Raw genomic sequence first — 11,341 nt, forward strand, 5'->3', positions numbered from 1 at the left:
ATCGAAAAGCTGTCCCAAACAGTGGGCAGAAAGCTGAACACGGCGGAGGATGTTGCCCTTGCCCTGGGTGAACGGATTGACTATTTTGCCGATCACGGCTGTATCTGCGCCGATCACGGCCTGGATTACTGCATGTATGAGAAGCCGGACCAAGAGGCTGCAAACCAGGCCTTTGCCATGGCCATGGAAGGCAAATGCCTCAACCGGAAACAGACGGATGCTTATAAAACGTTAGTGACTATTGCCTGCGCCCAAAAATACGCCCGGAAAAACTGGGTGATGCAGATTCATTTTGGATGTCTCAGAAATACCAATAAGCTCCAGTTTGAACTGCTTGGCCCGGACACCGGTTACGACGCGGTTAACAGCAGCTCCGGCGTGGAATGTGCGGCTCCGCTGCTGAACGCATTTTTGGAAAATAAAGGGCTGCCGAAAACCATTCTCTATTCCCTGAATCCTACCGACAACACTGCCCTTGCCACCATTATGGCCTGTTTCCAGGGCGGAGGAGTCACCGGGAAAATCCAGCAGGGAAGCGCCTGGTGGTTCAATGATCACCGCTTTGGAATGCGCAGCCAGTTAACGGAATTAGCTGCCAACGGCGTGCTGGGCTGCTTTGTGGGAATGCTGACGGATTCCCGCTCCTTCTTAAGCTACACCCGCCACGAATATTTCCGCCGTGTGCTCTGTGAACTGGTGGGAGAATGGGTGGAAAGCGGGCAGTATCCTGCAGATGAAAAAGCGCTGGAGCAGTTGATAGGGAATCTGAGCTATTATAATACCCGGGACTACTTCAGGTTTGACGTTCCCACAATATAGAAATAGTTTGAAGAGTAAAGAAAGGAAAATATTATGTTAGAATTACCTTTAAAGATAGATTTTACAGGAAAAACCGTCGTAGTAACCGGAGCCGGAGGAGTGCTTTGCGGCACCATGGCAAAAGCCTTTGCTCAGGCGGGCGCAAAAGTGGCGGCCCTGGATTTAAACGAAGAGGCAGTCAGAAAACTGGCAGAAGAAATAGAAGCGGAGGGGTATGTCTGCAAAGGCTACAAGGCCAACGTGCTTGATCAGGAAGAACTGGAAAATGTTCATCAGCAGGTTTCAGCAGATCTGGGTCCCTGCGATATCTTAATCAACGGAGCCGGCGGCAATAATCCCCGGGCCACCACGGACAATGAATACCACCATGAAAAAAAGGAGGGTCAGAAAACCTTTTTTGATTTAGATCCCAATGGCGTGGACTTTGTCTTTAAACTGAATTTCCAGGGGACGCTGCTGCCCACCCAGGTGTTTGCAAAAGAAATGGCAGACAGAAAATCAGGCTGTATCCTGAATGTTTCTTCCATGAACGCCTATGTGCCGCTGACAAAAATACCGGCCTATTCCGGAGCAAAAGCTGCGGTATCTAATTTTACCCAGTGGCTTGCCACTCATTTTGCAGGAACAGGCATCCGCTGCAATGCCATTGCCCCGGGATTTCTGGTGTCCAACCAGAACCGTGCGCTGCTCTTTCAGGAGGACGGCACGCCTACGCCCCGTTCCAATAAGATTCTGGCAGGCACGCCTATGGGACGTTTTGTGGAAGGAGAAGAGCTTCTGGGAGGCGTATTCTTCCTCTGCGATGACAAGGCGGCAAGCGCAATCACTGGAGTAGTGCTTCCCATTGATGCAGGATATTCAGCTTATTCCGGCGTATAGAGTTCTGCATTTGTCTGAGCTGTCAAATCCTCATTTGGCTCAAAAAACGGTAAGTTTCTGATCATTGTGTGTTTGGATACAATCAGAACTGCCGGATTGCCCTCTGACACATCAACCGGGCAATCCGGCAGTTTTTTGTACATTGAAATATAACCTGCCGTTTATTTTCATTATCTCATAATACATTCCGCCAGTCTGTCATTCATTTCCCCGCTCATAAAACAAAACCGGATATACTTGTGATCCAGAAACGGAAATGTGGAGCAGTCCCGGATCATCATTTTTTCCCGGATGGCCCGCTCAAACAGCTCCCCAGAGGTCATATCCTCAGAAAGCAGGCGCACTAGCATGAAGTTGCCGCTGGGCGGATAAACTTTAAAGCGGCTGTCCCGGGAAAACAGCTGGTACATCCGGTCGCGTTCTCTGGAAATCAATGTTTTGGTTTTGGCAATGTATTCCGTGTCCCGGAACATAATTTCTCCTGCAATGACTGCCAGGGAATTGATGGTCCAGGGATTTTTTCGGGTGTTGATGGCTTTGATAAAATCCCGGTTTCCGGTGACGGCATAGCCAAGCCGAAGCCCCGGGGCCGCAAAGAATTTGGAAGTGCCCCGCAGGATTACAATGTTATTGTAAAAGGCAGTCAGCGGAACCGAGGTGATTTCTTCATAATTATCTGCAAATTCCACATAGGTTTCATCCACCATAACAAAAATATCATTTTGCTTGCACACGTCAAGAATCTTCCGCATGGTTTTCCGGGGGATGGCGCCGGAGGTGGGGTTGTTGGGATTGCAGATGACCAACAGGTTAAGGCTTTCGTTTAACTGTTGGGTAAAATGATCTACATTCAGGGCAAAATCCAGTTCCTCCTGCAGGGGATAATAGAGGCTGGTTCCGCCGCCCAAAGCGATTTCCCGTTCATATTCGGAGTAAGTGGGCCCGATAATCAGCGCTTTCTTCGGATGTTCAATCTGGATAAAAAGGGAAATCAGCTCTGTGGAACCGTTGCCCATAATAATATTTTCATAGTCAGCCCCCACATAATCTGCAATGCATTGGCGCAGGGAAAGGTATTCCCGGTCCGGATAAGAGGTGATGGCGTCAATATGGTTTGCCAGTGTTTCTTTCAGCAGTGGGGAAATTCCCAGAGGATTCACATTGGCGCTGAAGCTTGTAATTTCTTCTTTTTTGATACCGTAAAGCTGTTCAATTTTTTCTAAATCACTTCCGTGAAAATGGTCCTTATGCTGTAACATAAATTTCCTCCAAAAATATTTACACAAATGTTTGAATGGTTTATAATCAATAATACATTATAACGGATCTTGATAAAAAAGCAACCACAAAGCAGGTGAGAATTTGCAGAAGAAATTAGAGGAACTGGCGGCAGGAATATGCAGAAGCAATTCTTCCATTCTTCAGTTTTCCCAGGAGAAACTGGACTTGGAAGTGGTGGAAGGAACAGATTATACCGGCGAATTCAGGATACAAAGCGCCGGGAATATGACGGTTCAGGGCATGATTTGCTCCTCCAGTCCCAGGATGGAATGTTACAGCCCGAAATTTCAGGGAGAAACAATGATACAGAGATTTGTCTTTCACAGTGAAGGTCTGGCAGAAGGCGATACCCAGAAGGGAAGTTTTCATATTATCAGCAGCCAGGGGGAATACGACCTTCCTTTTTCTGTGTCTGTTTCCAGGAATTACGCGGACAGCTCCGCAGGGAAAATAAAGAGTATTTTTGACTTTGCCAATCTGGCCCGGAATTCTTATGAGGAAGCGGTGCGGATTTTCGGACAGCCGGAATTTATCCATGTTTTCAAACCTCAGGAGACAGAAGAACGGCTCTTGTACCGGATGTTGAAGCGCAAGCCCTGTACCATGGCCCAGGTAGAGGAATTTCTGATTGCTGTCAGGAAGAAAAAACAGGTGATTTTCCGGATAGAGGAGGCCCAGAGAGAATTCTACCGGCTGAATGAAACCATTAAGCAGCATATTACCCTGAAAAAAGAAGAATGGGGCTATATTGCCATTGAAATGAGCAGCGACGCCCCCTGGCTCAGGCCTGTGAAGAAAGTGATTACCACAGAAGATTTTGTGGGAAGCCATGGGGCGGCAGAGTATATGGTTCTGGCCGAAGAGCTTCACGGAGGCAGGAATTTCGGAAGAATTACCCTAAAGACGCCTTTTCAGACCGAACAGGTGGAAATCTGCGTGTTTCAGAGAAATCAAAACCAGCCGCGGACGGATCTTGCAATCCGAAAAAAACAGACAGAGCTGCTGAATCTCTATCTGGATTTCGGGCTCCGCAAGATGGTCACAGGGGTCTGGACGAAACAGACCGTAAAGAAATTAGACGAGCTGAATCAGCTTGATCCGGGAAATCTCTGGTATTTACTGGCCAGGGCCCAGGCATTTCTGGTAAATAAGCAGCGTCAGGAGGGGGAATGGGCCCTGGACGCTTTTCCCAAGCATGACGTAGAGAAAGAATCGCCCCTGTATGCCTACTATCTGTATCTGTGCGCATTGCGGGAACCGGAACCTGTCTACGTCAATAAAATGACAGGAAAAATACGGAAAATTTACCACAAAAACCAGGAAAACAACATGCTGTTATGGATGCTGCTGTTTCTGGACGAAGAATTAAATTACAGTAAGGGCAGGAAACTTGAAATAATCGCCAGGCAGATTGCAGCGGCAGGGGAAAGCCCCATTCTTTATCTGGAAGCCTATCGGATCGTGGAGAAGGAGCCGTTTCTCATATACCGGGCGGATTTGTTTGAGCGGAATATACTTTACTGGGCAGCCAGACGCCAGGCAATTACCAGAGGCATGGCCGAACAGGTCTGCCAGATTGTAACGGAGATTGCAGGGTTTGACCCAATCTGGTACCGGATTTTGTGCGCCTGTTACGATGTGTTTCCGGAGAAAGAAATGCTCCAGGCTATCTGCAGCTGCTGCATGAAGTGGAACTGCTACGGGAAAGAGTATTGGAAATGGTATCAATTAGGGATTGGAGAAGAACTGCGCATTGCCGGAATCTACGAGGCGTGGATGCTGTCAGCAGGGAAAAAGCAGCTGGCAAAGATGCCCAAGGCTGTGGTGATTTATTTCCAGTACCACAGCAGCCTTGCCTACCATCCCCAGGCCAAGCTGTACCGGGCCATGATTGAGCATAAATCCTCCTGGAAAAGCAGCTATCCCCATTATCGGAAAAATATGGAAATATTTGCGGTAAAACAGCTTCAGGCGGGCAGAATTGATGAGGACATGTCTGTGGTTTATAAGGAGGCTCTGACGCCGGAATTGATTACAGACGAGATGGCGGGGCATTTGTCAAAGATTATTTTTACCCATCAGGTTACCTGTAAGGACGTAAGCGCAATGCAGCTGGTGGTGCGTCAGCACCCGCTGAAACAGGAACAGAGAATTCCTTTAAATCATGGAATCGGCTATGTGAATCTCTACAGCAGCGCTTATCAGATTTTACTGGAGGATTCCAGGGGAAACCGCTATCTGCCCCGGGAAGAGCTGTCCGTGGTTCCGCTGATGGACTGGGAAAAATTTATGGACAAGGGCAGGAACGCGGCAAAGGAGAAGCTGCCCTATCTCTTGAAATATTTTGACGGGAAGAAAATCTGGCAGACCTATGAACCGGAGGATTTGCCCAACCTGCAGATGCTTATGGAGTCAAAAGCAGTCAGCCAGGAATACCGGGAAGAATTAAGGCCCCAGATGATCGCATATTTTTATTACAACTATACAGGGGAAGCGCTGGATGAATTTTTGCTGTCCGTATCCTTTGAAGGAATGCAGAAGCGGGCCAGAGAGCGGATTATGGAGCTTTTGGTGGCCAGACGCCATTACAAACGCGCCTATGAACTGCTGCTGTCTTACGGCAGTGAGAATATTTCTGCGCCCAAGTTGGTTTATGTCATCAGCCATCAGATGGAGGAGCAAGAGGCGGAGGAAGCGCCGGATGAATTTTTACTGGGACTGTGCCGCAGCGTGTTTTTGCGGGGCAAATACAATGAGCGAATTTTGAATTATATGTGCCGGTATTTCTATGGAAATCTGGAAGAAATGATGAAATTGTGGCAGGCGGCCCGGGATTTTGAACTGGATACGTATGGGCTGGAGGAACGCTGCCTGATGCAGTTTTTATATACAGAGGAATTTTCTGCAAATCTGGAAAAGATTTTTGAAAGCTATGGGGAGAACATGGGCAGGGAGATTCTTGTACTGGCCTGCCTGAGCTGGATGTCCGCTCAGTATGTGGCCAAAGATGCGGTGGTGTCAGATTATGCGTTTGAAAAAATTTACAGGCTGATGAAAGAGGGCGTGGAGATGAACGACGTGTGCAGGCTGGGATTTTTAAAATGGTGCGCCTCTGACCGTACCTTGACAGAGGAGGAGAATGCCTGTGCGGAACAGATATTGGATGAGTTGATTTCCCAGGGAAAATATTTTGGATTTTATAAATCCCTGCCGGAATTTTTTGCCGGAAAATATCTGTATCATGACAAGGTGTTTCTGGAATACCGCACCATCCCCGGCGGAAATGTAATTTTAAGCTATCTTCCTGTGGGATGTTCGGAATACCTGGAACAGAAAATGCAGGAAATGTATGAAGGAGTTTTTGTGAAAGATTTTCTGATATTTTACGGGGAGAAAATTCCCTACTATATCAAAGAAGAAAAAGACGGAGCATGGACGGTAACAGAAAGCGGACAGGTGCAGAATCAGGAGCTCTGCACTCATGCGGAAGGAAGCCGTTATGATCTGGTCAATGACATGATGGTCAGCCGGCAGATGGAGGATGAGATAACATTGATGGAACGTCTGGAAACCTATGGGCGGCTGGACGGTCTGGTACGGGAAGAATTCGGCGTTTTGTAAGAGAGGTCTAGGAAAGCAGGTGAGAGCATGAAGCCGGCAGCAGGCGAATGGTATATTGGAATAGAACTGGGGAACCGATGGACGCAGGTAAGCTGTTACCATCAGGGAATGACGGAGCCGGAGACGAGAAGCACTGTGGCGGGGACGGAATTGTACCGAATTCCTACGGCCATCTGCAAGCGGAAGCTCACCGGAAAATGGTGCTTCGGAGAGGAAGCAAGCCGTTTGGCGGAAACGGGAGAGGGCATGTATGCGGAATACCTGCTGCATAAAGCCTTAAAGCGTGAAACGGTTTTTCTGGATAAGGAATATCAGGCGGAGGATCTTCTGTTTGTATTTTTAAGAAAAGCATTGCGGATTGCCCTTCCGGCAAAAGGGGCCAGCGCCGTGAAGAGATGCGTGTTTTCCATCAAAGAAGTAACGGATGCAATGGTTCTTCTGCTGCAGAATATGGCAGAGAAGCTGGGGTTTTCAGAAGAACAGCTGATCATTCAGGATCACCGGGAAAGTTTTTACGCCTATGCCGTGTGCCAGGAGCAGGAATTGTGGCAGTATGACGTGCTTTTGTATTCCTGCAGCGGAGAGGAAATCTGGCAGAAACGGCTGATCAGCAGCCGGAAAACCAAGCCCAGGGTAACGGAAGTGGAAGAAGTCTGCCTGGGAAAACTGCCGGAGGATGTGAGCCAGTGGGATATGGCCTTTGCCCGTATGCTGCAGGATTCCATGTCCGGCAGAATTGTATCTTCAGTCTATCTGATTGGAAGCGGGTTTGAAGGAGACTGGATGAAGGAATCCCTGCAGGTGATCTGCCGGGGCAAGCGGGCTTTTCAGGGGAAAAATCTCTATACCAAAGGCGCATGTTATGCGGGAATGCTTGAGGTGCACCAGGAGGAGGCCCAGACGGTATATTTTTGTGAATACAAGGTTTTGGAACATATTTTAATCAAAGTTTCCAGAGGAGACAGCGAGTATTTTTACCCTTTGTTAGAGGCAGGCTGCAACCGGCATCAGGCCAGGAAAAATCTGCGGATTTTATTGGAAGGAGAACCCTGTTTAGAATTGTGGATGCAAAAGCCCGGAAGCCGCGAAGCGAAAATCGAAAGTCTGGAGCTTACGGAGCTTCCCCCGTCAGAGCAGGAAAGATACCGCCTGTCCCTGTCGCTGTACTCCGGAGAAGAAGGCAAAATTCTTCTGAATATCCGGGATATAGGATGGGGTGAACTGAAACCGGGAAGCGGCCGGGAATGGGAATATGAAATAGGCTGAATCCCGGCGTTTTATCCAATTAACCAGGGAAGGAAACAGAACCATGAGCAGAGTGTGGATATGTGAAGAGGTAACTGCAGAACACCCCTTATTTCTGGAAGAAGAACGGCTGAATCTGTATTCTTTTGAGGAATTATGCTGTTATCTGTACCAGAATACAGGCGTGTTGGAGGAGAGTTTTTTCCATGAAAAGTTATGTCTGTGGCTGGAACAGGAAGTGGGCAGGCAGGAGCTTTCAGAGAAGCTGAGACAGGGCATAGGGCAGGAGAGAAGCGGCTGCTGGTGCATGGAACAGATTTTGAAAGACGGAGGGTTCTACCGGTCAGAGGAATTGAAGCTTGCTCTGAATACGGCCCAGAATATGGAGCAGAAGAGCCCAATCGAAAGAGCCAAGCTGCGGGGAGACCGTCTGCTGAAGTCAGAAAAATTCCGGGACGCTGTTTCAGAATACCGGAAAATCATTGCGAGGGCCGCCGGAAAAAATGAGGATGATAAGGTAATCTGCCGGCTTTGGCACAATATGGGAACGGCTTATGCCAGACAGATGTTATTTGAGCAGGCGGCGAAATGTTATGAGAAAGCTTACGAGATTGGTCAGAAACCGGAGAGCCGGGAGGCATATCTGTTGGCTTTGGCCTGCAGAGACGGACAGGATATTCCGGAGGGAACAGACAGTACGGCAAAGCTTCGCCGGGAGTTAAAAGAAAAGAGAAATTCCCCGGATCGGGCCGGTTATGAAAAGCAATTGGATGACGTGCTGCAGAATCTAAAAACAGAGTACAGGAAAAGTGAGTGAAATGGGATGATTCAGGAAAGCCCCGAAATCTAAGAACAGAATATAGGAAAAGTGAGTGAAATGGGATGATTCAGGAAAGCCCCGAAATCTAAGAACAGAATATAGGAAAAGTGAGTGAAATGGGATTATTCAGAAAAAAGAAAAAGCCCCAGTATGTGGAAGAAATACTGGAATTCGGCGAAGAGATAGATTTACGCTCCAAAAGGCGCGCAGAAAAGGCTAAAAAAATCCAAAAGGCCAGGCAAAGTGCCGCCGCGGAGCAAAGCGGGAACGAAAACCAGGGACAGGAGAATAAAAAGAGCATTGCAACAGAATACTGCGAACAGATTATGGACGCGGCCAGGAATCTGGAGGAAACCAAGCGGGAATACAAAACAGTTACCGATTATCTGACCGATATTCAGATTATTGAGAACCTTCCGGAACCGGAATTTGAAAAGATTCAGGAGACAGCCCAGAATGTAATGAACTTAAACGAGGCCAGAGACGCCTATCTGAACAGGACAAAGACCATCTCAGACGCCCAGTTTGTCCAGATGGAACAGTTGGAGTATGAAATGCCTGAGATTATCAAACGCCTGCAGGAGAATGAGGCTTACCAGAATGTGGTAAAGCGCGATATGCAGTATTTAGAAGGGGAAAAACAGGAGTGGCATTATTATCAGGAATCGTTGGAGCAGGAAAAGAAACTGCTTCACAGGCTTCTCTATGCCCTGATTGGCCTGTTTGCAGCGGCTGTGGCTGCCATTGTGATTCTGGGCCTGTCAATGAAATTTGACATTAAAATGCCCTTTGTGGCGGCCGCTTTAATTTCCGGCGCTTTAGGCGGGATGATGGTATGGCGCTATCAGAATGACGGAATGGAGCTGAAGAAAGCCCATGCAAACATTAACAGAGCCATTGTGCTGATGAATAAGGTAAAGTTCAAATATGTGAATGTAACGAATGCCGTGGATTACGCCTGTGAGAAATATCATGTGAAAAATTCTTACGAGCTGAGCTATATCTGGGATCAGTATTTAGAGGCTGTCAAAGAACGGGAGAAGTATGAACGCACCAATGACGATCTGGAATATTTTAATGATAAACTGGTAAGGCAGCTTCATGCATACCGCCTTTACGATGCCAGGATTTGGATTCATCAGGCAAAGGCGTTGATGGATAAGAAAGAAATGGTGGAAGTGAAGCATGAACTTTTAGTGCGGCGGCAAAAACTGCGGGCCGGCATGGAGAGCCAGGCGGATAATATCAGGACTGCCAGAAAAGAAATTGAAAATCTGGTGAAAAACCGGCCGGGCGGCAGCAAGGAAATCAAGGCCATTCTGGATTCTGTGGATGAAATGTGCGGCATTGGATGAATGGAGCTGTGAATCGCGTCGTGTTAAGAAAATTTGGATTTAAAGGAGATTGAGCAAGCCATTAGGACAGCCTTCAGACAGAGTATGGATATGGCGGAGAGGATGCGTTTCTGGTGCTGAAAGATATTCTGGCGCAGATTTGGAAGCGCGCTTCTCAGAAAGAAACATAAAATGCTTGACAGCAGAAGCTTCTAATGATAAGATACGTATGACTGAAATGGAAATTTGAGTCATACGTATCTTTTTGCTTGCAGTATTTGGATAAGGCTGATTGGAGGAAGAAATATGGCGAGGAGTTTTTCAGAACAGGAGAAAGAGAAAATCCGGGAGCGGCTGCTGACAGCCTGCAGGCAGAACTGGACGCAGCATGGCTATAAGAAAACCGGCATAGATGAATTGTGCCGGCAGGCCGGCATTTCCAAAGGGGCGTTCTATCTGTTTTTTGAATCGAAGGAAGCGTTGTTCTGTGAGGTTTTGTGCAGGGTGCAGGAGCAGATTTACCGTGAGGCTTCTCAGATTTTGGCAAAGCGGCAGGACAGATACGGAGCAGCCGAGGCGCTGAAATATATTTACCGGGAATACGATGAGAATCATTTTTTATACGATGCAGACACAGGAGACTATCAGACTTTGAAAAACAGGCTGTCAGAGGAACAGGCAGGGAGACTGGAGGAATGGAACAGGTTAAACCAACGGCTGTTTTTGGAACAGCCCCGGTTAAAGCTGAAAGTAAAAGAGGAGCTGGCGGTTTCTGCCATATATTCTCTGGTTATGACCATCCGGAATAAAGACGTCCTTCTCTGCGGGCATCTGGAGGTTTTTGATTTTATGGCCGATGGCCTGGCGGCTCAATTATATGAATAACAGGAGGAAATGATGAAATATGAAAACAGAAATGATTAGGAAAAATAATACGGATATTGCATTGATTCACAGCCAGCAATGTCTGATTCAGGATGCTGCATCCGCTTTGGACTTTGTTATGAATGTAAAGTATGAAACGGGGTGTACGAATATTGCAGTGAACAAAGAGGCAGTTGCCGAAGAGTTTTTCGTGCTGAGCAACTGCCTGGCAGGGGAAATCCTGCAAAAATTGGTAACTTACGGCATACGGCTTGCACTATACGGGGATTTTACCGGATATACAAGCAAGCCGCTGAAGGATCTCATGTATGAGAGCAATATGGGAAGAGATTTTTACTTTCAGCCGGATATAGAACAGGCAATTGAGAAGCTGTCAGCTTGAAGGAGCGTTTGCTAATCTGATAAAAAGCCATTGCTTTTTAAGAAAAATCGGAATTTAATTAGAGGAAGCGAGGAA

Annotated in this window: 10 protein-coding genes; 8 read left to right on the forward strand and 2 right to left on the reverse strand. The window is 47.4% G+C overall.

What is annotated here, in order from left to right:
• On the forward strand, positions 1-819 hold an 819-nt coding region (locus ACTO17_RS16605), incomplete at its 5' end, for a glucuronate isomerase (RefSeq protein ID WP_482558708.1).
• A gap of 33 nt (positions 820-852) precedes the next feature.
• Entirely contained in the window at positions 853-1,698 is an 846-nt protein-coding gene (locus ACTO17_RS16610; protein ID WP_482558709.1) for an SDR family oxidoreductase, read from the forward strand.
• Here the strand turns inward: ACTO17_RS16610 and ACTO17_RS16615 are convergent.
• Both ACTO17_RS16615 and ACTO17_RS16620 read right to left on the reverse strand, forming a co-directional pair.
• Positions 1,683-1,841, reverse strand: coding sequence for a hypothetical protein (locus ACTO17_RS16615; RefSeq protein WP_482558710.1), 159 nt, complete (start codon positions 1,839-1,841; stop codon positions 1,683-1,685). The genes ACTO17_RS16610 and ACTO17_RS16615 overlap by 16 nt on opposite strands.
• 27 nt (positions 1,842-1,868) lie before the next feature.
• Positions 1,869-2,957 (reverse strand): pyridoxal phosphate-dependent aminotransferase, encoded by a 1,089-nt coding sequence (locus ACTO17_RS16620; RefSeq protein ID WP_172535216.1) that lies wholly within the window; start codon positions 2,955-2,957, stop codon positions 1,869-1,871.
• Positions 2,958-3,060: 103 nt separating this feature from the next.
• Here ACTO17_RS16620 and ACTO17_RS16625 point away from each other — a divergent pair, with 103 nt between their 5' ends.
• From ACTO17_RS16625 to ACTO17_RS16650, 6 genes are all read left to right on the forward strand, one after another.
• Entirely contained in the window at positions 3,061-6,600 is a 3,540-nt protein-coding gene (locus ACTO17_RS16625; protein ID WP_482558711.1) for a DUF5717 family protein, read from the forward strand.
• Positions 6,601-6,627: 27 nt separating this feature from the next.
• The gene (locus ACTO17_RS16630) at positions 6,628-7,866 is read left to right on the forward strand and encodes a DUF5716 family protein (RefSeq protein WP_172535214.1); all 1,239 of its coding nucleotides are present in this window, start codon (positions 6,628-6,630) and stop codon (positions 7,864-7,866) included.
• A gap of 43 nt (positions 7,867-7,909) precedes the next feature.
• Positions 7,910-8,662 (forward strand): tetratricopeptide repeat protein, encoded by a 753-nt coding sequence (locus tag ACTO17_RS16635; protein ID WP_172535213.1) that lies wholly within the window; start codon positions 7,910-7,912, stop codon positions 8,660-8,662.
• Positions 8,663-8,781: 119 nt separating this feature from the next.
• Entirely contained in the window at positions 8,782-10,020 is a 1,239-nt protein-coding gene (locus tag ACTO17_RS16640; protein ID WP_172537809.1) for a hypothetical protein, read from the forward strand.
• A 285-nt stretch (positions 10,021-10,305) separates the two neighbouring features.
• Entirely contained in the window at positions 10,306-10,884 is a 579-nt protein-coding gene (locus tag ACTO17_RS16645) for a TetR/AcrR family transcriptional regulator (protein ID WP_172537808.1), read from the forward strand.
• A 19-nt stretch (positions 10,885-10,903) separates the two neighbouring features.
• A complete protein-coding gene (locus ACTO17_RS16650; RefSeq protein ID WP_482558712.1) occupies positions 10,904-11,266 on the forward strand; it encodes a DUF4180 domain-containing protein in 363 nt (120 codons plus the stop codon).
• Positions 11,267-11,341: the final 75 nt, after the last annotated feature.

Source organism: Petralouisia sp., from assembly GCF_056822245.1.